The sequence below is a fragment of the Streptomyces sp. NPDC008092 genome (assembly GCF_042957285.1).
Classification (GTDB): Bacteria; Actinomycetota; Actinomycetes; order Streptomycetales; family Streptomycetaceae; genus Streptomyces.
In genome coordinates this window covers 1-23,513 of record NZ_JBIBHY010000004.1, presented here as the reverse complement: position 1 = coordinate 23,513, position 23,513 = coordinate 1, and the positions used below count along the sequence as shown (strand labels likewise).

At 67.4% G+C, this 23,513-nt stretch carries 19 protein-coding genes; 14 read left to right on the top strand and 5 right to left on the bottom strand.

All coding sequences use genetic code 11. The annotated features are described in order from the left end of the window. Nucleotides 1–38 precede the first annotated feature (38 nt). A complete protein-coding gene (locus ACFZB3_RS13180; RefSeq protein ID WP_391374155.1) occupies nt 39–1,172 on the top strand; it encodes a hypothetical protein in 1,134 nt (377 codons plus the stop codon). Nucleotides 1,173–1,341: 169 nt separating this feature from the next. On the opposite strand, the gene ACFZB3_RS13175 is transcribed toward ACFZB3_RS13180, so the two are convergent. Genes ACFZB3_RS13175 through ACFZB3_RS13165 form a run of 3 tightly spaced genes read right to left on the bottom strand, consistent with a single transcriptional unit; the run spans nt 1,342 to nt 5,211 of the window. Continuing rightward, nucleotides 1,342–3,054, bottom strand: a complete 1,713-nt coding sequence (locus ACFZB3_RS13175; RefSeq protein ID WP_391374152.1) for a hypothetical protein — start codon at nt 3,052–3,054, stop codon at nt 1,342–1,344. After that, on the bottom strand, nt 3,051–4,841 hold the full coding sequence (locus ACFZB3_RS13170) for a caspase family protein (protein ID WP_391374150.1): 1,791 nt from the start codon (nt 4,839–4,841) through the stop codon (nt 3,051–3,053). The genes ACFZB3_RS13175 and ACFZB3_RS13170 overlap by 4 nt, the downstream gene beginning before the upstream one ends. Next, nucleotides 4,834–5,211, bottom strand: coding sequence for a hypothetical protein (locus ACFZB3_RS13165; protein ID WP_391374147.1), 378 nt, complete (start codon nt 5,209–5,211; stop codon nt 4,834–4,836). The genes ACFZB3_RS13170 and ACFZB3_RS13165 overlap by 8 nt, the downstream gene beginning before the upstream one ends. 287 nt (nt 5,212–5,498) lie before the next feature. On the opposite strand from ACFZB3_RS13165, the gene ACFZB3_RS13160 reads away from it, so the two are divergent. The 13 genes from ACFZB3_RS13160 (at nt 5,499) to ACFZB3_RS13100 (ending at nt 20,156) form a co-directional block, all read left to right on the top strand. After that, complete coding sequence (locus tag ACFZB3_RS13160) at nt 5,499–6,023, top strand: DUF6093 family protein (RefSeq protein WP_391374144.1); 525 nt, start codon at nt 5,499–5,501, stop codon at nt 6,021–6,023. Further along, the gene (locus ACFZB3_RS13155) at nt 6,020–6,442 is read left to right on the top strand and encodes a DUF6093 family protein (RefSeq protein WP_391374141.1); all 423 of its coding nucleotides are present in this window, start codon (nt 6,020–6,022) and stop codon (nt 6,440–6,442) included. Before ACFZB3_RS13160 ends, ACFZB3_RS13155 begins: the two co-directional genes overlap by 4 nt. Nucleotides 6,443–6,543: 101 nt before the next feature. Continuing rightward, nucleotides 6,544–6,921 (top strand): hypothetical protein, encoded by a 378-nt coding sequence (locus ACFZB3_RS13150; RefSeq protein ID WP_391374138.1) that lies wholly within the window; start codon nt 6,544–6,546, stop codon nt 6,919–6,921. Nucleotides 6,922–6,925: 4 nt separating this feature from the next. Continuing rightward, nucleotides 6,926–7,363, top strand: a complete 438-nt coding sequence (locus ACFZB3_RS13145; RefSeq protein ID WP_391374136.1) for an HK97 gp10 family phage protein — start codon at nt 6,926–6,928, stop codon at nt 7,361–7,363. A gap of 58 nt (nt 7,364–7,421) precedes the next feature. Further along, the gene (locus ACFZB3_RS13140) at nt 7,422–7,856 is read left to right on the top strand and encodes a hypothetical protein (protein ID WP_391374133.1); all 435 of its coding nucleotides are present in this window, start codon (nt 7,422–7,424) and stop codon (nt 7,854–7,856) included. A 130-nt stretch (nt 7,857–7,986) separates the two neighbouring features. Continuing rightward, on the top strand, nt 7,987–8,472 hold the full coding sequence (locus tag ACFZB3_RS13135; RefSeq protein ID WP_391374130.1) for a hypothetical protein: 486 nt from the start codon (nt 7,987–7,989) through the stop codon (nt 8,470–8,472). Between the two features lie 16 nt (nt 8,473–8,488). After that, nucleotides 8,489–9,070 (top strand): hypothetical protein, encoded by a 582-nt coding sequence (locus tag ACFZB3_RS13130; protein WP_391374128.1) that lies wholly within the window; start codon nt 8,489–8,491, stop codon nt 9,068–9,070. A gap of 26 nt (nt 9,071–9,096) precedes the next feature. Further along, nucleotides 9,097–9,402 carry a hypothetical protein gene (locus ACFZB3_RS13125; protein WP_043684329.1) on the top strand — a complete coding sequence of 102 codons (306 nt, stop codon included), beginning with the start codon at nt 9,097–9,099 and terminating at the stop codon, nt 9,400–9,402. A gap of 1 nt (nt 9,403) precedes the next feature. After that, nucleotides 9,404–14,233 carry a phage tail tape measure protein gene (locus tag ACFZB3_RS13120; protein WP_391374126.1) on the top strand — a complete coding sequence of 1,610 codons (4,830 nt, stop codon included), beginning with the start codon at nt 9,404–9,406 and terminating at the stop codon, nt 14,231–14,233. Beyond that, entirely contained in the window at nt 14,233–15,132 is a 900-nt protein-coding gene (locus tag ACFZB3_RS13115; protein ID WP_391374123.1) for a phage distal tail protein, read from the top strand. Before ACFZB3_RS13120 ends, ACFZB3_RS13115 begins: the two co-directional genes overlap by 1 nt. Nucleotides 15,133–15,147: 15 nt before the next feature. Continuing rightward, on the top strand, nt 15,148–16,077 hold the full coding sequence (locus ACFZB3_RS13110) for a hypothetical protein (protein ID WP_391374120.1): 930 nt from the start codon (nt 15,148–15,150) through the stop codon (nt 16,075–16,077). Between the two features lie 54 nt (nt 16,078–16,131). Then, the gene (locus ACFZB3_RS13105) at nt 16,132–17,235 is read left to right on the top strand and encodes a hypothetical protein (protein ID WP_391374117.1); all 1,104 of its coding nucleotides are present in this window, start codon (nt 16,132–16,134) and stop codon (nt 17,233–17,235) included. Continuing rightward, nucleotides 17,232–20,156 carry a hypothetical protein gene (locus tag ACFZB3_RS13100; RefSeq protein WP_391374114.1) on the top strand — a complete coding sequence of 975 codons (2,925 nt, stop codon included), beginning with the start codon at nt 17,232–17,234 and terminating at the stop codon, nt 20,154–20,156. The genes ACFZB3_RS13105 and ACFZB3_RS13100 overlap by 4 nt, the downstream gene beginning before the upstream one ends. A 239-nt stretch (nt 20,157–20,395) precedes the next feature. Here the strand turns inward: ACFZB3_RS13100 and ACFZB3_RS13095 are convergent, their stop codons facing one another. Beyond that, the gene (locus ACFZB3_RS13095) at nt 20,396–20,881 is read right to left on the bottom strand and encodes a hypothetical protein (protein WP_391374112.1); all 486 of its coding nucleotides are present in this window, start codon (nt 20,879–20,881) and stop codon (nt 20,396–20,398) included. Continuing rightward, a complete protein-coding gene (locus ACFZB3_RS13090) occupies nt 20,878–23,412 on the bottom strand; it encodes a CHAT domain-containing protein (RefSeq protein WP_391374109.1) in 2,535 nt (844 codons plus the stop codon). Before ACFZB3_RS13090 ends, ACFZB3_RS13095 begins: the two co-directional genes overlap by 4 nt. Nucleotides 23,413–23,513: the final 101 nt, after the last annotated feature.

Here is a 23,513-nt window from a genome sequence, read left to right as displayed (position 1 = left end):
GTTCACCCACCATCACGTCAACGTCGCCCGAGGGGACCATGGATCCACACGGCCCAATAGCAGGACGCTTCCCGCTAGTTGCCCGCTTCCGCCCCGCCTGTCTCCCCCTGCCCGAACGGGTACGGTCCGTGACCGTGCTGGCCTCAAGAGCCGTGGAGCAGAGTGACCAGGGACTTGCCTCCACCGTTTTCAACCAGACGGCGCTCATCGCCTCCGACCTTGGCCTTCCAGATCTCGCGAGAGCGATGTGCCACCGGCACGCTGAGGCATACCTCAATGCCTGCCCGCTCCCCGCCATGGCCGCCATCCGCGCACTGGAGCCCCTGGTCAACCTCGCCCGCCTGCAGATCCGCGCCGGCCGAACCGACGAGGGGCGTCAGCGACTCCTGGACCTGTACGAGGCCGTCGGCACCGGTGTCGACGTCTCCTTCGAAGGCATCACCGTACCGGCCGACCTCACCTCTATCGAGGGCGACCGACACGAGGTGCGGGCATGGCTATGGCGCGTACTACTCGCTGACGGCACACGCAGCCTCACCACCACAGGACGATGGTCTGAGGCACTGGCCCACATCGAACAGCACCGGGGCGTGGGCACCAGGATGCTGGATGGGCGTCAAGTCGCCGTCATTGCGGCTCTCACCTCCGGCAAGACCAGCCGTGCTCACGAATTCCTCGCCTCCACAGCGCCGGGCGATCCGTGGGAACACGCCGTCACGGCCTGCCTGATGACGCTGTGCCGCCGTGCCGCAGGCCAACCAGTCGACGGCTCCTTAACGTCGTTGGTGAACACCTTCCTGAGTCACGAGGCACATGCGGGCATGACCGTCTTCGATGTCCGTCTCGGTCTCACCGTCGTGGATGTCGTCGGATCAGCTGCGCATCCTGGGTCTCGCCGTCTCATCGATGATCTGTGTCGGCGAACAACGGAAGCGCGCAACGGATACGCGGCCCGCGAGGTCCTGGCCCACCCTCTCTTCGACGCGCTCGCCAAGGACACCCAGCGGCAGGACTGCGAGGACTTGCTCCGTAGCTGCGCGCTCGACTCCGGCGTACTCCCAGACGGGCTGCACCGCGACCTCGAAACCGCCCTGGGCATCGGTGAGATGGTGCTCGACCATGCATTGAAAGGAGCGAAAGAGCCGGGCATTTCTACGGCAAGAAAGCAGTAGTTAGGATATTCGGTTGTGACCTTCAGAGATAGCGAGCCAGAGGTGGTGGCAGGCCCCCTGCTGACCGGGCTGTACTTAAGGACAGTTGGCCATTTCGCTCGGAGGTAATTGGCCGCTGCTGCTTTGACGTCATCGCAGAGCTGCTTGGGATGACGGCTCTGCGCGCCGACTACTTCGCATCAGCCGTGTAGAGTTTTTTAGGCAGAGGCCAAAGCCGGATCGTAGAGGCATTGTGCTCGTCGGTACCATCGTTACCGCTGCACGTGGCGAGCTGTGTACCGTCCGGGCTGAACACTGCAGAAAAGACCGGGCCGGTGGGGTCGGCGATTTCAGCGACGATCTTTCCGGAGGCCAGATCCCAGAAGCGAATGGTGCCATCGCAGGTGGCCAATAGTACGCCGTCGGGGTGGAAGGCCGCCGAGTAGACGCGACCGTGTGGACCGTAGAGCGTGGTAGTGATCTTGTGGCTGTCTATGTCCCACAGCCGGATGCGGGACAGTGCGTCCAAGGTGCCCGCCGCGGTGACGAGCGTCTTGCCGTCCGGGCTGTAACTTGCGGAGTCCGCCGGCGAGTCGGGATCGGTGAGGGTACCCGCGACGTGATGGGTCGCCGGATCCCACAGTCGAATCGTCCCGTTGCCCAGGCAGTACACAAGCGTCCTGCCGTCGGGGCTGAAGCTCAGTGAGGTCACATACTTCGGGAAGCTCGCCTTGACGCTGCGAGCGGCGAGGTCCCAGAGGTGCAGACTCCCGGACTGCGTGCCGGTGGCGAGGGTCCTGCCATCGGGGCTGATGGCGAGGGCGACCGTGATGTCGAAGTCGGGATCGGTGAGGGTGGCCCGGCTCCGTCGGTTGGCCACATCCCAGAGTCTGATGGTAGGCGTTCCGCCGCTGACGGCAAGGAGGGTTTTACCGTCTGGTGTGAAGGCGATGTCAGTGACGCTACCAAGCGGGTCGGCCAGCACAGCCAGCGGTTTGGATTGCGGTCCGCGCAGAAGTCGTATGCCGGTGGGCACGCCCGCGGCGGCGGCAAGTCCGAGACTCGATAGCAGGATGGTGCGGCGCCGGATCCGCAGACGCGGGACGAAGAGAGCGTCACGGGCTGCGAGGGAGATCCGTCTTGGACGGGATGAAACGCTGGTCCGATGCACGTTCCTGGCGAAGACCCAGTTTCCGACGGTGTCGGTGCTGTACCGGCCAGCGGCTGGCAGACCGTGGGCACGCAGTCGATGCTGCAGTTGGGGGTAGAGGTTGGCGAGCGTGAGGTAGGGCGGGCCGCCGGGGACACCTTCCTGGATCAATCGGATCAGTTCACCGGTGAACGGGGTCAGTCCGCGGAGATTAGGAGGGGTGTCCCGGTTGTCGGTGGCGCTGCCTCTGGTGGAGGTCAGCGTGTAGGCGCCAGCGATGTCGGTGAGGTCGGCGACGGTCTCCGTAGCCCCGAGTGCTTGGGTGGCCAGTCCCGACCAGGAGCAGTCCAGAATGACGAACTTAACTTGCGCCGGGCTCTCACTCACTGCGCGGCGGATCACTTCGAAGGGTAATCCGGTGAGGTCCGCGTCTTCCCGCGAGGTTTCGGTGACCGCCAAGTACAGCTCTCCTGTGGCGGTGCGGACGCCGTGTCCAACGTAGTAGACCAGCAGCGCCTCCGTGGCCGTGCGGGTCAGTGTGCGTAGCCGCACGGCGGTCTCGTCTGAGCGCCGTGGTTCGGCCAGAGTTGTCACCGTCTTGGCCGGCCAGCCGCAGCGATCCGGGTCGATGAGGATTTTCCGCATCCCGGCGAGACAGTGCCTGGCCGCCGGTAGCGGAGGGAAGTCGCGGTACCGGGAGGCGCCGATCAGGAGCGCGTGTGAGCCCTCCTGCCGCAGTGCTTCGCTCCTCATGCCGATACCCGCCACAGGCGGACGGCGTCTCCGGCGGAAGCGAGCGTCTTGCCGTCGGGGCTGAAGGACAGTTCTGCAATGTCGCCGCCATTGGCCGTGAGTGTGCCCTTGACGTTGCGGCGGGCCAGGTCCCACAGGTGGATGGCGTCGTCGGACCGCCTGTTGCCGCCGGCGGAACTGGCCAGGGTGCGGCCATCGGGCGAAAAGGCGACTGAGGTCACTATTTCCGCGAGGCCGGTAAGGACGCCAGCCGCTTTTCTATCGGTTACGGTCCACAGCCGTAGGGCGGTCTCGTCCCAGCTACCGCTGACGAGCAGTTTCGCGTCCGGGCTGAAGGTGAGTATCTGCACGGCGCCAGCCGGTACGTCGATGGTTGCCTGCGAGCGCGCTGTGGCAGGGTTCCAAAGGTGGATGCTCCCCGGCTCGCTGCCCGAGGTGGCCAGCATGCGGCCATCAGACCTCATGGCTAGGGCGGTACCCGACAGATTACTCGCAAGGACGGCGGCGAGCTTGTGGGTCTTCACGTCCCACAAGCGGACGTCGTTCTGCCCGGCGCTAGCCAGGAGCCTGCCGTCCGCAGTGAAGGCCAACTCAAAGACCGTCCCGGGGTGCCGGAGGACGGTGACCTCTGTTCCACGGCGACGCAGGTCCCAGATCCGGACGGTTGCGTCCTCGCTTCCGCTGGCCAGCAACGAACCGTCGGGGCTGAAGGTGACCGTAAGGACGTCCTTCTCGTGTCCGGTCAGCGTCGCGATGTTGTCCTGAGTACCCGCATTCCACAGCCGGACCTTGCCGTCTTGGCCCGCGCCGGCCAAGGCGGCGCCGTCACGGCTGAATGCCACGGTGCGCACGTCATCAGTGCCGCCTTTCAGGGTGGCACGCAGGGCAGACTGGGGAGAATCACGCAGCAAAATACCGGTTGCCGTGCCTGATCCAGCCAGTAGGGTCACCGTTGCCGCGACCACAGCCCGGCGGCCGACGCGGAGGGCGGGGGCCGCGGTTGTGACGGCTGGTTCTGCGGTCTGGTGCGTTGTGGTGTGGGCGTTTCTGGTGAACGCAAATATGCCGGCGTTGTTGTTGTTTCGCTGGGAGGGTTGCGGCAGCCCCTGAGCACGTAGCCGCCGACGCAGTTCGGGAAAGAGATCGTCCAGCGTGAGCGTGGCCGGCCCGCCCGGGATTCCGCTCCGCACCACATCGACCAGGGCTGCGGTGAAGGACGTACTCACCGACGTCTGATGCTCGGGGGCCGCCACATGCGCCGTCTTGTAGCCCGTGGTCGCCGTCAGAACGTACGTACCGGCCATCGCGGTGGCTGAGGCAAAGGATGCCTCGCGGTCGCGGGGTCCAAGGGCGCGACCTGCAAAGCAGCAGTCGAGGACGACGATGCGGACCCGGGCGGGGCTCGCTTCCAGGGCTCGACGGATCCAGTCGAAGGGCAGAGCGGTGAAGTCCACTGCCGCATTGCGGGTGCCGCTGACCGTCAGGGACAACTGGCCGTGCTGAGTCAGAACACCGTGCCCAGCGTAGTAAAACAACAATACGCCGCTGGTGGCACAGGCCAGTTCGTGCAACCTTGTCGCTGTCTGCCCCGCCTCTTCGGGGTCGGCAATGGTGATCACTTGCTCTGGACGCCAACCGCAGAGACCAGGGTCTGTGAGCATCTGTCGGATGTCACGGAGACTGTTATCGACCGCAGGCAGGTTCGGGAAGTGCTTGTCGCTGTAGTCGGAGACCCCGATCAGGACCGCGCAGGACTCGGGTGGAGCCAGGTCCAGACGGTCACTCATCGCTGCCTGCTGACAGGACCGCGTGGAGCACTGCCAGCGCCTCGTCGAACTGGCGGAGGTCGGCCTGGCCGATCTCGAGACTGGCTGTACGATCCCCTCGTGTGACGGTCAGCACGAGCTTTGACCGCGTCGACCGTGGGCGGCTGCGCAGCCATGCGATCAGCGACTGAGTCAGCGTCACACCGACGCCGCCGGAGGCGAGCGCGACGACCAACTGTTCCACCGTTCCGCCCAGTTCGCCGGGCCGAATCGGCTGGTCCACACGACGCACACGTCCGCGTAGCTCGGGTTCGGTCTGCAACCACTCACGTAGAGCGATCAGTTGTCCGACCGCATCGTCCCCCACCAGTCCGATACCAACTGACGCCATGGCCCCCCCTTTATGAACACTCCTGATGTGTACCCATGGCGCGGCAGCACAGATCGTCCCCGCCTGCCCAGTCGACCAGTTGCGCGTCCCATCCGGGCACCTCAAACGCTATGCCCCGGCCAGGATCACTCGGTGCACTCCACGAGTGAGGACATTCTGTGAACCCGTCGGCGAGAAAGGCGAGTTGCTACGACGATCCCACACTATCGAGTGAAGTTCCGTCGGGGAGTGCAGGCAACCGCGCCCGGCATACACCCGAAAGCCGCGATCGAGGAACGAGGTCAGCCTTGGGCAGCGTCGGGCGCGAGTGGCCAATTATCGCTGAACGTCACATCGACCTGTCCGCAGCCAGCACTACTCTCGAACGCATGAGCGTACCTACCGAAGGGCTGACGCTGGGGGCCGTCAGCGACCTGATCGAACGCAAGATCCTCACCGACACCGTACGGATCAGCAGGGAGGGCGAGCCGGTCTTCAATCCCGACACGGGTCAGTACGAACCCGGCCCGCCGGTCATCATCTACGAAGGTCACGGAGGGATCTTTCCGAACGGTGCCCCTGGGATCGTCCTGCATCTGGAAGGACAGGCGTACGTCGACGACTCCACCTCGAAGTACAAGCTGATCACGCCGCTGGATGCCCCTGTGGCTTCCCGCGCGGACACGGTGAGCGTGGTCAACGCCGCCGATCCTGCTGCTGTCGGTCGTACGTGGCGTGTCCTCGACGTTGGGCAGACCTCCACTCTGGCCGTGGTCCGTACGACGTTCCTGGACCAGAACACGCAGTCCAGCACTTCCGGCGGCACTTCGTGACCACACCGATCGACACGGAGGCGGAACGGGAAAGGCTGGAGTCGGCGGTGATGGTGGACATGGTCCGGATCACCCGTCCAACGGGAGCGCCCCAACTCGATACCTCAACCGGCCTCCTGGGGTCCGTGCCGGCGGAGTCGGTCTACGAGGGACCGGGAGCTGTCCTGTCCGGCCATGGCCAGGTCACCGCGCAGCACGTTCTCGGGCGGGAATGGCTGGACGACACGGTCAGCTGGTATCGGCTCCTCACGCCGATTTCGGCGCCCGTTCCTGTGCGGTACGACCGCGTGGAAGTTGTGGCCGCAGCGGGTGAGCACGCGGCGACAGTGAATCGGGTGTGGCAGGTCCTCGATCCGTCGGAGGCGTCCACGGTCGAGATCGTTCGGGTGACCCGTCTCGACGAGATCACCCCTCCGTAGACGCCGGGCGAGTTGGACTGTCAGCGGATACCCGTAACATCAGATAGATGCCAACACGTCAGAGTGCAAAACCTATCTCTCCCGAGGGTGAGCCCCTGTCGGTGCGTGTCACCGGGCAGGGGCATACCGCCGTCGTGGAGATCGGCGGTCACGACGTCTCCCGGGACCTCTCTGCCTATTCACTGGCCCACCGCGCGGGCGACGTACCGCAGATGGTCATCGAGCTCTCCCCGAGATCCACGGCGACCGGTGTGTTCGAGGGCCTGGCGCACGTCGTCATCGGCGACCCGCCGGACCCTGGCCCGGCAGCGGCTGCCTTCTTGTCCGCGATCAGTCCCGCCGAATTGGAGAAGGCCGCGCTCGACCGTCACGACCTCATGGACGGCCGCTCGCACGAGCTGACCCGCGCCATGCTCGCCCTCCTGCGGGAATGGGCCCTCGGTCAGTGGGGCGAGCCGGAACCGGAAGACGGGCAGTGAGCCAGTGGCGTCCTCGCTGAATCCGCACCCCAACGCCCACCCTCTTGCGGGCGCCTACTCCAACGCGTTCCAAATCGCCGCGCAGCTTGACGCCAGGGCCGCAAGCACTCTGCCCGAGGTCACCGCCACTGTCCAGCACTACGCGATGCTGCTGGAGACCAGGATCAAGGCCAAGGCCAGCGGCAGGCCGGGCCCCAACGCGCCCACGGGCGACTACCGGCGCTCCTGGACGCACGAGGTGTCTACGGACGGGCTCTCCGTCACGGCGGTCGTCGGCACGAACAAGCCCCAGGCCCGACGTCTGGAGTACGGCTTCGTCGGGGCCGACAGCCTGGGGCGCGTCTTCAACCAGCCGCCCTATCCGCATGTCGGGCCAGCTGTCGAGGAGATCCGGCCGCTGTTCATCGCCGCGCTCGGCGACACGATCGACGACGACTCGTGAGTGACCGCCACGCCGCCGGGCGAGAGATCACCACTCCCGAAGGAGACAAGGAGGAGTAGTGCCCGTCTCCGGCAGAGAGGTGTCCCTCGCGATCCAGAAGACACTGGCCATAGCAACCGCCCGAAGCTGCGGGTACGGGACCGCCCCCACTGCATCAAGTACGCCCACCGGGGCTACGATTCCCTACAGCGTCCTCTACCCGCTGGGCGTGACTACGAGCGGCCCGCCGTACGGTGATGGTGATGCTGACGCCCGCGTGCTCGTCCAGGTCACCTCGGTCGCCTCAACCGCCGAACAGGTCGAGTGGATGGCCGACAAGGTCCGCACCGCGCTCCTCGCGCGCTTGAGCGGGACCTACGTCAACACCATCGCCATCACCGGCTACATCGTGATCGACCGCGAGCTGGACAAGGAGGAAGGGATGTCTGTCAGCGGTGGCGTATACAGTTATGTGCAGCGGTACGTCCTCACTGTGACCACTCTCGGGTCCTGACGTTCCAGCTACCTCACCGCGGAGGCATCTCGCGGACGCCCGGCCACCCGGCACGGGCCGATTCCCCCTTCATGGGGACCGGCCCGGCGTGTGCGCGCTCCGGAACACGGTTCCCAGAGAGCGAGAATCAGTGTCACAGCAGCGGTTCACCCGTCGCGGCACCACGAAGTTCTTCTTCCTGAAGGACATCGTCTCGAAGGAACTGATCCCGATCCGTCCGGAGCTCGGCGGCACCAACGGCACCGACCTGTCCCCGGCCATCAGCGACATCGAGGGCTTCGCCGTCGAGAACACCCCCATCGACACCCCGGACTTGGCCACCGAGTTCACCGGCAACATCCCCGGTGAGGACAAGGCCGACAACTCCAGCCTCACCTTCTACGAGGACAAGGTCGACAACGCCCTGGAGAAGCTCCTCGCCAAGGGGACCGAGGGCTACGTGGTCATCCTCCGCAAGGGCGACATCCCGGCGTCGCAGTCCATGGACATCTTCCCGGTGCGCGTCGGCTCCCGGTCCAGCACGTACACGACCGCCTCCGAGCCGGCGAAGTTCAAGGTCAGCTTCAACGTGACCGGCAAGCCCGTCCAGGACGTAGCCGTCCCGGCCGCGGCCTGATCGGCGGGGGCGCTGCATGACCACGACCTTCGTTGAACCGCCGGCCGATGCCGTCGCCCGCGATCCACACTGGGCGGCCAAGATGGCCCGTCTGCGGGCTCGTCGACTTCCCGAGCGCGCCGTGTCCTTCCTCGACGACCAGGACCTGAAGCAGCGCGTGAGCGATGCGGCGCTGGACATGGCCAAGGCCCGCACCAGCGCCGTTGGCCGTGCCTCCGAGATGGAGGTACCAGCCGACGACCGAGAGAGCTGGGCACTCGCTCAGCCGGATGTGCTGGCGGCCCAGGCCGCGCTGGACCAGGCCCGGCGAGCCCTGGCAGCCGGGACCCTCACGCTCACCTTCCGGGCTCTGCCGCGACCCGCCTGGGAGCAACTGCTTCGCGAGCACGCCCCCACGGAGGAGCAGGCGGATCTCGGTCACGAGTACAACGTCGAGACCTTCCCCGCCGCTCTCGTCTCGGCCTCCTCGGTGGACGGCATGAGCGAGGCGGAGGCGCAGGAACTCCTCGACAGCTGGAGCGACGCGGACGCCAAGGCCCTATTCACGGCCGCGCTGCTGGTCAACCAGACCATGCGGGCGGACCTGGGAAAAGGCTGATCGCCGACGCCCAATTCAGGGCCGAGATGGAGTTGTGCCACGCCTACGGACTCCCGCACTCGCAGTTCACGGGTGCGGGGGACGGCCGCTGGACGGCTCTGGACCGGGCGAAGGCGATGGCCTACCTCGCATACCAGCGCAGCGTCTGCGAGACCTGCGGGACCCGGGCGGCGGAGTGGGACGAGAGCCAGGGCGGCGACCGCTTCGCGTACGTGGCCGAGCCCTACCGCTGTGTGGGCTGCGAAGTCATCGAGATGGAGCGCGAACACATTCCTGACGGACCAGATGCGCGGGGGCTCAAGATCGGGCTGAGGCCCAGAGAGGCATCCTGACGTGGCTGGTGCCTACACCCTGTACGTCAACCTGCTCGCGTCCACCGGCGGGCTGTCCACCGGTCTACGGCAAGGAGCCACCCAACTCCGCGTATTTGACGGACAGTTGGACGGAACGGCCGCCCGGCTGAACCAGGTACGCGTGGCCGGTGACAACCTGGCCCGCGCCCAAGTGACCGCGTCCGCGCAGATGGTTCGCTCCCAGGCGCAGGTGGCTCAGGCCGTGCAGCGGACCACCGTGCTCCAGGAACGCGCCAGCCGCGCACAGACGGTGGCAGCGACAGCGGCCCGCCGTACGGCAGCGGAACAGGCTGCGGTCGCGGCGACGGGAGAACGAGCCGCACGGGCGCAAGCCCTGGCGCAGACGATGAGCGCCCGCGCCCAGGCCACGGCGGGCGCCGGGGCCGCAGCCGCCGCACGTACCGCCGCTGCGGCTGAGACAGCCGCCGCCCGCGCCGCCCAGGAACACGCCGAAGCCCAACGGCGCGCGGCTGCGGCCCAGGCCACGGCGACCCGCGCCACGGGCCTCGCGGCTTCGGCAGACGCCCGTGCCCTGTCCGCAGTCCGCATGAGGGACGAGGTACAGACCACCGCCGCGCGCAACGCGCAGCGCCAGGCACAGCAAGTCACACGTGCCGAAGCCCAGTTGGCCGCCGCTCGAAGCGCCCAGGCTGCGCGGACCGCGAAGAACGGCCTGCTCATCGGTGCCGCTCTTGGCGTCGGCGTGGCTCAGGCGATCTCGCTGGAGCGGGCGATGGCCAACGTGCTGACGATTTCCCAGCAGATCACCTCCGAGAACGTCGGAGCCTTCACCGATCAGATCGTCGAGCTGTCCACCGAGCTGCCACAGACAGCCGACCAGCTCGCCGATGGCCTCTACCAGATCGTCTCGTCCGGCTTCGACGGCGCGGACGCCATGGAGATCCTCCAGGTCGCGGCTCAGGGCGCGGCAGCGGGCCTGACCACGACGGAGACCTCTGCCCGCGCTGTTCTCGGGGTGCTGAACGCGTACGGCATGTCGGCGTCCGACGCCAGCGACGTCATGGACGTGATGTTCCAGACCGTCAACTACGGCGTCATCTCCTTCGAGGAACTCGCGCAGCAGCTCGGCGACGTCGTACCGATGGCGGCGGCGGCCGGCGTCGGGTTCGACGACATGAGCGCCGCTCTCGCCGCGGTCACGCTGACCGGCATCCCCGCGGCCGAGGCTGTGACGGCACTGAACATGCTCCTCACCCGCGTCATGAAGCCGACGCAGGACCTGAAGCAGGCCATCAAGGACCTGGGCTACGAGTCGGCCGCCTCCGCCGTCGAACAGGACGGACTGTACGTGGTCGTGAACAAGCTGAACGGGGCGGCGGGCAACACCGCCGAGGGCATCTCGAACATGTGGAAGGACATCCGCGCCACACGCGCCGCCCTTGCCCTGGCCTCCGCTGGGGGAGAGAACTACGCCAACACCTACGCGGGCATCGCGAACGAAGTGTCGCGCGCCGAAGCCACGCAGAAGGCGTATGCCCTCCAGACCGACACCGTCACCGGCCAGTGGCAGCTGGCCTCCAACCAGGCCCGTGCACTGGCTATCGACGTCGGCCGGGCCCTGCTCCCGGTGCTCAAGAGTGTTGGGTCCGTCGTCCACACCGTCGTCGGCAGCATCGAGGACCTCCCCGGACCGATGAAGTCCGTCCTGGCGATGGTCACCGTGTCCGTCGTGGGACTGCTGCTGCTCCGGGCTGCTTACACGAAGGTCACCGTACAGATCGCCGCGTTCCGTACAGCCCTGGCCGCCGCTCAGGCGGGTGGGGCCGTGATGCCCGCCGTGCTGGCGGGTACCAGCCTCGCGGTCACCGGCCTTGCCGCTGTCCTCACCCTGGGCATCGCCGGATACGCCGCCTACACCGCCTCCAAGCAGAAGGCGAAGGACGCGACCAACGAACTGGTCCAAGCCTTGCAACAGGAGCGCGAGGAGGCGACGACCGGTGCCAGTATCAACAAGCTGTACGACCAGCTCACCGCCGACGGCGCGCTGAAGGACCTGGAGAAGGTCGGCATCGGCACGACCGAGGCGATCGATGCGATCACCTCCGGAGGGGCCAAGCTCGCCATCCTCCAGAGCCGCCTTCAGCAGGACTCCTACGAGTACTCGCGTAAGGCGAAGTCCGGTGATGCATCCGGCGACTTCGAGAGCATCACCCAGTACTCCAAGGCGGAGAAGACCCTCGAAGAGCGCCACAAGATGTGGTCGGAGGCGGTCAAGAAGGAAGCCGAGATTGCCGAGCAGAAGGCGATCGTCGAGGCGAAGATCAAACAGCAGGCCAAGACCAGCGGCGGCATCTTCGACCTGTTCTCCCTCGCGGACATCGACCGCACCGGTGCGCCCGAGATCACCGACGAGATGAAGGCGCTCGCTGAGGCCGTCGGTGACGCCGTCGACCCGTCCCGGGCTTTCAGGGACGCGCAGAGCGCCGCGGCCGAGGCGATGCGCAAAGCCGGGAAGGACGCCGACACCGCCAAGGTGAAGCTGTCCGACTACATGGAGGAACTGCACAAGCAGCTCCAGGCGCAACGCGACTTCCAGGGGAATCTGTCCGAACTCGCGGTGTTCGGCTACGACGACCTGGCCGACCACTTCGCGGAACTCGGCGTGGACGCCGCGCCGATGCTCAACGAACTCGTCGGACAGCTGAAGAAGGGCAAGACGAAGGTCGCCGACGAGCTGCGCGACATCGTGACCGAGGACGCGGAACGGTCCACGGAGGCGTACCGGCTCGGCCTGCAGAAGACCGCCGAGATCACCGAGAAGTACGGCAAGGAGATCGGCCGTGCCTGGGCCAAGGCTTCGGAGCGCAACGACCCGGCCGCCTTCCAGAAGGTCACCGAGCAGATGGCCCTGATCGATCTGCGCAAGGCCGTGAAGGAGTCCGTGGGCGACGCGCGCGGCGAGTTCGACCGCGGCATGGACCTCCTGGCCGAGGTCGCCAAGAGGAAGGGGAAGGACGCTGCCGGAGCCTTCCAGGACGCCCTTCTCTCGGGCGACACCGAACGAGCCATGGACACCCTGAAAAGCATCTGGGGAGCGGACGTACCGATCGACGCCCCGGACCTGTCGAAGGTCGTGGCCGCGTTCTCCAAGGCAGGAAAGGACGCGAACGCCGAATGGTCCGGGGCCCTGGACCTCATCCGGCAAGTCGCGGACACCAAGGGCACCGACGCCGCCGCGGCGTTGACGTCCGCCCTGCTCTCCGGCGACATGGCCGCGGTCAAGGCGCAGCTCAACGCCATCGGGCTGTCGGTCCAGAACATCCCCGGCACCAAGTCGGTCACCGTCAGCGTGTCCACGAACCAACCGCCGCCCGTGGTCATCCCCCTCGTGCTCAAACGGCAGGCCACGTCCTGGGACCGCGACGGCAACGGTGTCCCCGACTCCATCCAGGCCCCGAGCAAACAGGCCAACGGCTCCGTGCTGGAGTTCTACGCCGGCGGAGGTGTCCGTGAGCGCGAGAGACACGTCGCGCAGATCGCGCGGCAGGGAACGTGGCGGGTATGGGCCGAAGAGGCCGCGGGCCCCGAGGCGTACATCCCGCTCGCCCACAACAAGCGCACCCGGTCACGGGCGATCACCGAGGAGGTCGTCCGGCGCCTCGGCGGCAGGAACGTCGACTGGTACGCCGACGGAGGACTGACCGGCTGGTCCTACAGCTCCTCGGGATCGACAGAGCTGGTCTCGATCTCGTCGGTCCGCGCGGACTCCACGCGGACGGTGAAGAAGGGTGGCAAGGAGACCGAGGTCTTCGACCTGAAGCTGTTCGAGAAGAACCTCGACAAGGCGGTGAAGAGCGCCCAGCGGTGGCGCAAGGACCTCGCCACCGTCGCCCGGCGCGCTGGCCAGGATGTCGCTGACGCCCTGGAGGATATGGGCGAGGACGGTGTGGAGCTCACCCACAAGATGGCCACCGGCAGCTCCAAGTACGTCACGGAGATGACCAAGGACCTGGAGAAGCTGGGCGTGGTCGCGCGAGCCACGCTGTCCGACTACACCACCCAGCTCAAGCAGGCCATCAAGAACCAGGCCGCGTTCGAGAAGAACCTCTCCAAGCTCGCAGCCATGGGCTACGGCGACCTCGCGACGATGCTCGCCGAGCAGGGAGACAAGGACGCGGAGGACGTTGCCGCCGAAGCAGCCAAGTCCCCCAGCAAGGCCAAGAATGCCAACACTCAAGCCAAGGCCGCCTCGAAGGCCATCCCGGACGACGACCTCCCGGACCTCGTGGCGATCATCTCCTCGATCACCTCCAGCAAGACCGGAATCCACGATGTCGCTGAGAAGACAGAACTCGGCGAAGACCGAATCATCGAGATCGCCACACTCGGCCGGACCCGGATCAAGGACGCACTGGGGAAGAAGGCCACCCGCTTCCTCTCCGACCTGGACAAGGCCAACAAGCAACTCGCGTACGAGGACGGCGGCATCCGTACCGGCCTGTACGCCACCAACAACGGGATCATCCGCTTCGCCGAGCCGTCCACCGGGGGAGAGGCGTACGTGCCGCTCGGTGTGAACAAGCGGCGATCGGCGACGGGCGTCCTGGCGGACGTGGCGAACAGGTTCGGTTACCAGCTCACCCCCGCGGGCGACAGCGGCCTCGTACGACTCGTCGATGCCCGGCCCGCCCCGGTCCAAGTCGTCGTCGTCCGAGAAGAGCGGCCCGCCGCGCTCGTCGGGTCCATGCCCGTGACCGTCAACGGCGGCGCCGACGCCAAAGCGGCCGATCAGGTCGGCACGGAGATCATGCGGCGGCTGCGCAACGCCCAGAGGGGAGGCCGTATCTGATGGCCACGATCACTCAGCAGTGGCAGGTCGACTTCGCCGGTGTCCTCATGGGACCCGGAACGCCGTACCCGATCAGCGAGATCATCGGACTGGGCACGCCCGAAGTCCGGTCCCAAGACGTCGAGTTGCCCACCGAGGACGGCTCATTCCCCGGCGTGGACTACTACAGCCCTCGCACGGTGACGATCGAGGCCGGCATCAGGACGCCGGGTGACCCGCAGGCCGCCGTCGACGCGCTCGCCGCGCTCGACCAGGCCGCCGCCGACCCGGCCGTGCGGAAGACAGCAGGCGCCTTGCAGACACTACGGCTGCTGTGGCCCGGACGCGCGAGCGTCAAGCGGCTGTACGGCAGGGTCCGCCGGGTCGAGGCCGTGTCCATGGCACAGGTCGTCTACGGCTGGATCCCCGTGACCTTGGAGTTCGCGGCCACCGATCCGCGATGGCACGGAGAGCTGGAACGGCAGACCATGATTCCTCTGGCGCGCGACGACGATGAGGAAGGTTTCACTGCTCCCGTGACTGCGCCGATTACGACCGGCGTGGCAAACCCCGAGGAGCGGCCCGGCTGGGTCACCAACGCCGGGGACCTTCCCGCCTGGCCCTCGCTGAAGATCAAGGGCCCGGTCGTGAACCCTCGCATATGGATCACCGAGACAGGCCGCGTCCTCGACCTGTCGCTGGCCATCGGCGAGAGCGACACCCTCCAGATCGACACGCGCCCTGGTACGCGCTGGGTGCTGCGCAACGGTGCCAACGCCGCGTACGCGCTGTCTGCTGTGTCCCGTCTGGACCTGTTCCAGATCCCGCCCGGAACGAGCGAAGTCCGTTGGACTGGCGCGGACTACACCAACTCCACCCGTCTCGCGGTGTCGTGGCGCGACGCCTACACCGCCCTGTAAGGAGAGCACTCTCAGATGGCACTGATCCAGCCGCCCATGCTGACGCACGGCGGCACCCACCCCGCACGCGCCTTCCGGATGATGGTGCGCGATCTCGCGTCCGGGAACCAGGGCGTGACCGAAGGCAACGACCTGAAGGTCAGAGAGTGGACCACCCCCGGCGCTGGCGTCCGGGTCGGCGACGGCTCGGCCGTTGTTACGGGGGCCGCGTGGGGCCAGGGCTCCTACACGCAGTACAACGTGGGCGACGCCATCGTCCCGATCGCACCCACCGGTTCCTCGGCCCGATCCGACCTCTTGTGCCTGCGAGTTGAGGACCCGGAGTACGAGGGCAACCGCGACCCGGCGGCCGACGAGATCGGCTACTTCCACGTCGTGTCCGGCGTCTCCACCACCGCGAAGGCAGTCCCGGCCGGGATGACGGCGATTCCGCTAGCGCGTCTCGACATTCCGGCGAACACGGCCACCATCACCAGCGCGATGGTCACGGACCTGCGGTTGATCGCGAACCCTCGACGCGAGCGGACCTTGTACACCGCCTACCCGAGCACGCTGAACCGGCTGGTCGCGCAGAACGGCCAGTGGTACAACTGGCCGGCCGCCGCCCGCTGGAAGGTCCCGATCCCGAGCTGGGCGACGAGCGCCAAGCTGCTGGTGACGCTGGCGGGCCTGCGCCTCTCGGAATCCGACGTGTTCGCCAACATGCAGACCTCCTTGGGCACCGACACGGGGCAGACCACCGCCATCGACGACGACCAGGGCGCCAACATCCGCCGCAACACCGTCGTCCTCGCCGACACCATCACCCTGGCTGCGGCCCTGCGCGGCACCACCCAGGACCTCTTCGTGCGCACCCAGCCCTCCAAATCCGAGTGGGGCAACCTCGGCGTCGACGCCGCGACGTCCCTGATCGCCGACGTGGAGTTCACCGAAGGCGTCGTCTGACACGGCACCGACACCACCACACCACGGCGCGGGGGAGAAGCAGGAACGCGCCTGATGGCGTCGCCGTCGTACCGCTACCTCACCACCGACGCACTCACCAACAAGGTCCTCGCCTGGGACCTGCCCCTGACCGGCGTCGAGTTCGGGCCCGCACTGTCCGCGACCGGCAGCCTCACCGGCGCCGTCGAACCCCGCTTGGTCCACCTCGTCCGCTCCCAGCTCGACCCCGGCAACACCAAGATCTACGCCGAGCGTGACGGTCGGCTGCTGTGGGGCGGCCTGATCTGGCGAGCCGACCCCCAGGGCCAGCAGCTCACCATCGAGGCGTCCGGCTGGGGTTCCTACCCCTACCGGCGCTACGACCTCCACGGCCAGCTCAACGCACGCGGCCCCTACACCTACGCCGACCCGTGCAAGGTCATCCGCGACGTGTGGGCGTACTGTCAGGAGACGCCGGACGGCCAGCTCGGTATCCAGGTCGACGACACCACCTCGAAGGTCACCGTCGGGACCCCGGAGGACCCCTACCGGATCGACTGGTGGGACACCCCCTCGCTCGGTGACGTCATCGCGGACATGGTCGCCGTCGAAGGCGGCCCCGAGTGGACCGAGGAAGCTGCCTGGCAGAACGGCACGCCGCAGGGCCGCGTACGGATCGGCTGGCCCCGCCTCGGACGCCGTCGCACGGACATCCACTTCGAGTCCGGCGTGAACGTCGTCAAGGCGGTCCCCGTCGAGTACGACGCCGACAACCTCGCCCAGGTCGTCATCGCGCTCGGCGCCGGCGAGGGTCGCAACCGGCGCCGCGCCGTCGACGCCGTACGGGACGGCCGACTGCGCCTGGAGCACCTCCTCGAAGTACCGGAGGAGAAGGCGAACGACCGGCTCGCCAGCCGGGCGCGCACGGAACGCATCTCCCGCCAGGTCATCGGCGAGGTCACCGAGATCACCGTCCGAGACCACCCCGCGGCCCGCTTCGGTTCCTGGCAGATCGGCGACGACGTACGGGCCCGGATCCACGACCAGTGGACCGACTTCGACGCCTGGTCCCGCATCGTCGGCTGGCAGATCCAGCCCGCCTCCGGCGACACCCCCGAACAAGCCGTCCTCCAGCTCCAGCGCGCGGACCGCTTCACCTACGGGGGAGGCAACGCGTGAGCAGCGACATCGCCCGGCTGGCCGCCCGAGTCGCCGTCCTGGAACGGCAGCTGGCCCGTACGACCCGCACTGCCCGTATGGCGTACTCGTCCGTCGAGGACGGCGCGATCGAGGTCTACGACCAGGACGGCACCCTGCGCGGCAGCATGGGCCTCCAGGACGACGGCACCGTCGGCTTCGTCGCCCACAACGGGCCGCCGCCTCCCACCCCCACGCCGCCCGTGGTCGAGTCCGCGCTGTCCGGGCTCACCGTGACCTGGCCCGGAACGTGGACGGACGCCGAGACTGCGCCGCTCGATCTGGCCGAAGTCCAGGTCCACCTGGCGACGACCGCCGACGCCGAACCGGACACCAGCAGCCCCGTGGCCGCCTTCCGCACGGCCGCTGGCGGCAGCATCACCCTCGCCGTCGACACCTACACCCCGCTGTGGGTGCGCCTGATCGCGGTCAACACCTCCGGCACGGCCGGAGAGACCTCGACCGCTGTGCAGGGCCAGGCCCGTAAGGCCGTCCCCGACGACCTCGTCAACGCGATCATCGACGAAACCAAACTCGCCCGCGGCGCGGTCACCGACGCGGCGCTCGCCCTCGGGGCCGTCAACTCCACCGCGCTCGCGGACGGCGCGGTGCTCGAAGAGAAGCTCGCCGCCAACTCCGTGACGCTGGGCAAGGTCGCGAGCGGCGCGATCACCCTCAGCGCGCTCGGTGGCGCGCTCGCGGACGCCACCAGCCAGCGCCTCGTCGACACGATGGGCGAGGCCGCCGTCTGGCAGACCACCGATCAGGGCAGCGGCGCCTCGTGGGCGCACCTCACCGGCGTACCGGACGCTCCCACCGGCCGAAGCGTCGGTGAGGCCCGCGGGTTCATCCGGCTCCGTGGCATGACCCTCGTCCCGTACGAGCCCGGTGTCCTGTACCGGATCAGTGCCCGGATCAGAGCCACAGCCCAACTCGCCTCCGGCCAGGACGCGTTCTACGTCGGCGTGCTCGGCGTGGGCGCAGACCAGACCACCCTGGTCAACCGCGCCGGAGCGAACACCCCGAACAGCCACTACTACACCGCGGCGTCGTACCGGTCACTGCCGACCACGGACGGCTGGGTCACGGTAGTCGGCTACCTCAAGGATCGCGCAACCGCGGGCTCCGCCGGTCCCAACAACGACCCGCGCTCGCCCGGCACCGTGCACGATGCCGTCCGGTACATCACCCCCTACCTGTGGCTCAACTACGTCTCCATGGGCGTCTCCGGCTCCCCGGCCGTCATGCAGGTCGACGCCGTTGCCATCGAGGCGCTGAAGACCGGGATCGTGGACGCGACCAACCTCGTGAGCGGCTCGGTGACCGCCGCCGCGCTTGCGGCTGACTCGGTGATCGCCGGGAAGGTCGCGGCCGACGCGATCACGGGCCGTGAGATCGCCGCGAATTCGGTCACGGCGACCGAGATCGCGGCGGCCTCGATCTCCGCGGACAAGCTGGTGGTCGCGGGCGGTACGAACGTGCTCAGCGACCCTTCGTTCGAGGGTGCCTACACCGCGGCGATCGCCACGACCGTATGGTCCGTCGTCTCCGGCGGTAACGGCTCGGTGAAGGCCCTCCGCGTTGACGCCACGGCGACGGCCGCCACGACACGGTCCCTGAATCTCACGTCGATGCCGATCCTGAGCGGAGAGCAGCTCTACCTCGCCGTCGACGCCAACGCGTCCGCCGACTGGGCGGGAGGCGCGCTCAAGTTCTACGCCCGGTGGCAGGACGGCACCGGGGCCACCGTCGGCTTCGGCGTCGCCCAGGTCGACGTCCCGGCCCGCGGCTCGTGGCAGCGCCTCGCCGCCACCGTCACGGCGCCGGCAAACACCACTGCAGCCACGGTCTGGGTGGAGACCTACCAGTCGACCGCCGGAGCTGTGCTGTGGGACAACGCAGTCGTCCGCCCGGTGGTACCGGGCGTCCAGATCGCCGACGGCGCCGTCACCGCGCCCAAGATCCTCGCCGGAGCTGTGTCCGCAGAGAAGATCGCGGCCTTGGCCATCACGGCCGAGAAGATCGCGGTGCTGTCCATCACCACGGACAAGCTGAGCGCACTGTCCGTCACGGCGGACAAGATCGCAGCCAACGCCGTGACGGCGACAAAGATCTCCGCGGGCGCGGTTGACGCGACCCACATCAAAGCCGGAGCGATCACGGCGGACAAACTCGATGCCGACGCGATCAACGGCAAGGTCGTCACTGGCGCGACCGTACGCACGGCGGCGACCGGCCGTCGACTCGTCCTAAATCCGTCGTCGGACTCACAGCCTGCCCTGGAGATGTTCTCGAACTCCTCGTCCGAGACGGCCCCCGGCCGAGTCCGCGCCTCGGTCCTCGACATAGGCACCTGGGTACAGCCTGAAGTGGTCCTGGAATCACCCCTCGTGGCCAGCTCCCGGGCCGACGTGACCCTCCGCTCCCCAGAGCTGAACGGCAAGGGGCTCGCACGGTTGGAACCGTCCGACCAGCTCGACGGCTACGCGCACATCACCGCCCAGAACGGTGGACCCAACGACGACTCCACCATCACCCTGTACGGGGCGCGCGGCAGCGGCGCGGGCGGCGGCTATCACTCCATGATCATCAAAGGTGCCGGTATCACCTGGTACGGCAGCACCCGGCAGATGACCTTCACGGATGGCGTCCTGCGGGCGCCCAACATCGTCACCGGCGTTGTGACCATCACCCCCGTGGCGAACACGCCCACGTCCGTCACCGTCAGCGGACTGAACGTCGCCGGCACCGTTTTCCGTGCCTTTGTAACTGCCTCATCGACCGTGCCCGGCACGGTGGTCGAGTGCACTGCCACCAGCGTCACGGCCACCGGCCTGACCGTGTGGATCAACCGTACGACCACAACTGCCACCAGTGTCTGGTACCTCATCGTCGGGAGCTGACCACCATGACCGAGCCCTACCCCACCGAGATCGCGGACTGGCCGTCCGCAACGCTCATCGCCGTCTGCCGCACACCAAGGTGTTTGGTCGAGGGAGTCCCCTTCGAAGGCGTCTACTTTGAGAACCCCGAACCTCCCCTCTACCGGGGCCAGTGCGGGCGTTGTGGGCAGCCGATCTCCGATCTGCATGTTCCGTAGATGACGGATAATGCTCAAGGTCGGAAAGACGACAGCTACCGACTAGGAGTTCTTCTTGTCCGACTGCCCCAGGCGCAGTGAGAGGCCAGGCGAGAAGTTCTCGGTCTCGACGGTCTCGACGAACGTCCCGTCTGACTTCGTCTCGATCCGGTGGTAGGTACGCTTGACGCCCTTCGTCTGCCACAGGTGCAGTCCGTACAGGACGGCCGAGACGATGACGCTGATCTCGATCACCGGCAATTTGGTCTGGGCATTGGCGACCGCCTGCCGGACGGTCTCCTCCTGGTCTTGGTCGTACCAAAGCCAGCTCAGAATGGCGAGGGCGTCGTCGGTCAGCTCCAAGGGTGATGAGCGCAGCTTTGTGGCCGCGGCTTGGGCTTCCTGGGCATAGTTTTGGTCGAGCTCCGCGCGCATCTCGGCGACTGGGAGATCATCGCTGAGTTCGGCGATTGAGTAGCGGGCGGCCTGCAGGATCGTCTCGCGGTCCGCGCGGTGCTCAGTCAGGAATTCGCTCAGGCTGTTGGTCAACGCCAGTCTCCTTCGACTGCGAGCGAACGGGCGATCCAGGGTCTCATGCCAGCGGCCTCGGCAGCGTCACTCGCCGACCGCACAGCGTGTGCTAGGGGCGTGCCTGAGGTGTACAGATCGAGCGTGTGGTCCAGCAGCGCAGCCGTCGGTCCTGCCTGGACATCCCAAGCTGGTGCGACCAGACTGCGGGCGCCGCTGCGGCGTAACGCGGCGAAGATGCTCAGCCGGTCTCCCGCCTCGGTCGAGACCGCCGCTCGGCTCGAGCAAGCAGCCGAGAAGATCGTGGCGTGTGAGTCCGTGATGTCGCGGCAGTCGCGCCAGCTGAAGCGGTGCTGACGTCCCCGCGCGTCGGCCGCCAGTGAGCCGGCCATCGGCAGGGTGCCCTGGTGCGCGAGCATCAGGCACACTTCGTTCTCGTTCGGGCTGACTAAGCCGTGGCAGAGAATCTTCACGATGTCGGCATCGCGCAACAGTCTGCGCAACCAGTCACGGTCACACTCCTGCGAGGCGCGGTGGTGCACGATTCGGTCGCGGCCGTGGCGCTCCAGCGTGTGCTCGACCGAGGCGGTCAGGGCATCGCGGATGGCCTGTGGCTCATGAAAGCGCGGCACATGTACAACGCCGATAGTGTTCCCAGGCGGCCCGGGCACGCGGTTGGCGATGTCGAGGAGCTCCGACCAACTGCTGGCGTAGGAGGCGGTCCAGTTCGGGCCGATCGCGGTGTGCCATGGGGCGCCCGGCATTTCGGGGTACTCCATGAACACAACGTGCGGTTCTTGACCGACCTCCACCGCGGCAAGGAAGTCGCGGATCCATGCCGCAGCCTCCTGCCATGCGGACAAGTCAAGAGGATCGCCGGCGCGGCCGTCGTGCCAGTTGGCCAGACGGCTGCGCACTCTCCCCACCGTGCGCTGCAGGCCGGATGGGATGTCGTCGGCCATCGGCAGCCAGAGACGGACCTGGCCGTCGGGGGTGATGATCACGCCGGCTGGCTGGGCTATGTGCTGGAATCTCGTCCCGTCCCGGCCGACACCCAGCTGGAACCAGGTGACGACTGCGAACGTCCCAGTTGGCCGAGCGAGTCGAGACAGCTTGGCCGCGGACAGATCGGGCAGCGTTCGCACCGAGCCGGACACGGCACCGCTGGCTGCCGAGCGAATCCGGTGCACGGTGTCGCGCTGTAGTTCGCCGACGGCCAGCAACGTCTCCCACTGCTCGGCAACATTGCTGCCCCGCGCGACGTAGTCCCATACCGCCCCTGCCAGCTCCGTGAGCCGCGCGCTGAGCGGCCGGAGTTGGATCGCGGCGATGAGCGGGTCGTCTAGTTCGCCAATGCTCGCGGCCACCGCCTCGGCGACCTCCTCAAGCGGCGCGCGCCCTACAGCGTTCCCGCCTTCGTAGGCCGCCCGCGCCATCTCGATGACCTCACGAGGCTCGCGTGATGGGCCCAGGGTTCGGCGGTGGGCGTCGGCTTCGGTGTAGAGCTGCGTTGCGGCTTGCCCGCGCGCCTCTGCTAGCTGGGCCCGTTGCCCTGCTGCGTCGGCAGCGACGCCGGATGTGCCGTTGGCGAGGGCTGCGAGCTCCGCGTCGATGCGGTCGAGCAGATCCGAGTGCGCCTGCGGGGACACGGCTCCGGCAACAATGAGGTTGCGCCATACTCGCGCCAGGATACGGATGAAGCCCCACCAGTAGTCGTCGGTCCGCTCGGCATCGGTTGGGTCGATGCCCATCAGGATGTCGAGTGCGTCGTCACGTTGGCCGAGGTCGTACGCTGTCAACGCCCGGGACGCCGCCACCATCGCTCGTGCCGCTGCGGTACGGGCGAACGGCGCTGCCCGGTTCAGCGTGTTGAGCGCGTCGGCATGCTGGCCATTGCTGGTCTGGAGCATCGCTAGGACGAACAGCGCGTCGAGACTTTCGAAGTAGCCGGGCCGACGCCGATTCAGGTCCTCAACCACTATCAGCGCGCGGTCGACCGCGCCGGCCTGCTCGTACGCGCCCGCGAGCAGCATCACGGTGGATTCCGGCGCGGGTGCCCCGTCTGCCGCCGGGTTTGCCACCGCCTGTTCAAGAATGGTTATCGCCTCCCGGACCCGGCCAACCTGCATCAGTGCTGCGGCGTGCAGGTCCATGTGGTCTGGCCCGGGCTTGTCTGCCGCGTGGTCGAGGGCGGTCTGGGCGTCGGCCAGGTGATAGATGGACCGAGTCAACCAGTCGTTCACCTTCGCCTCGACGTCCTTGTCGTGCTCGTACTGGGTCCGGATCTCATCGCCCACCGCGGTCAGATCTACGACTGGGTTGTCACTGGTCGCGTGGCGGCGCATCGCGCTGAGCCGGTTGAGGAGCGTATCCAGCGGCAGCCCTTCACCGACGACCGGCAGCATCTCTCGGACGGTTCCATGCCATGCGAGCTCGAAGAGCCCACTCAACACCGCGTCGACCAAGCCTTCGTACCCTAGTTTGTCCAGCGCCTGCTGCAGAGAATCGAGCAGATCCGAATCGACCTCGTCCTGGGCGAACCGTTCGTGCACGATGCTGGAGCCTCCCCCTGAGTGGTGGACACGCTGATACTGGATCTGCTTGATCCGGAGGAAGCGAGAAGACCGCCGATGGCGATGAAGGACTATTCGGA

Excerpts from the sequence above, each read along its gene's own strand:
- ACFZB3_RS13180 (WP_391374155.1), top strand. The coding sequence starts at position 39 with ATGGATCCACACGGCCCAATAGCAGGACGCTTCCCGCTAGTTGCCCGC.
- ACFZB3_RS13175 (WP_391374152.1), bottom strand. The coding sequence starts at position 3,054 with ATGAGGAGCGAAGCACTGCGGCAGGAGGGCTCACACGCGCTCCTGATC.
- ACFZB3_RS13170 (WP_391374150.1), bottom strand. The coding sequence starts at position 4,841 with ATGAGTGACCGTCTGGACCTGGCTCCACCCGAGTCCTGCGCGGTCCTG.
- ACFZB3_RS13165 (WP_391374147.1), bottom strand. The coding sequence starts at position 5,211 with ATGGCGTCAGTTGGTATCGGACTGGTGGGGGACGATGCGGTCGGACAA.
- ACFZB3_RS13130 (WP_391374128.1), top strand. The coding sequence starts at position 8,489 with ATGACCACGACCTTCGTTGAACCGCCGGCCGATGCCGTCGCCCGCGAT.
- ACFZB3_RS13125 (WP_043684329.1), top strand. The coding sequence starts at position 9,097 with ATGGAGTTGTGCCACGCCTACGGACTCCCGCACTCGCAGTTCACGGGT.
- ACFZB3_RS13115 (WP_391374123.1), top strand. The coding sequence starts at position 14,233 with ATGGCCACGATCACTCAGCAGTGGCAGGTCGACTTCGCCGGTGTCCTC.
- ACFZB3_RS13110 (WP_391374120.1), top strand. The coding sequence starts at position 15,148 with ATGGCACTGATCCAGCCGCCCATGCTGACGCACGGCGGCACCCACCCC.
- ACFZB3_RS13105 (WP_391374117.1), top strand. The coding sequence starts at position 16,132 with ATGGCGTCGCCGTCGTACCGCTACCTCACCACCGACGCACTCACCAAC.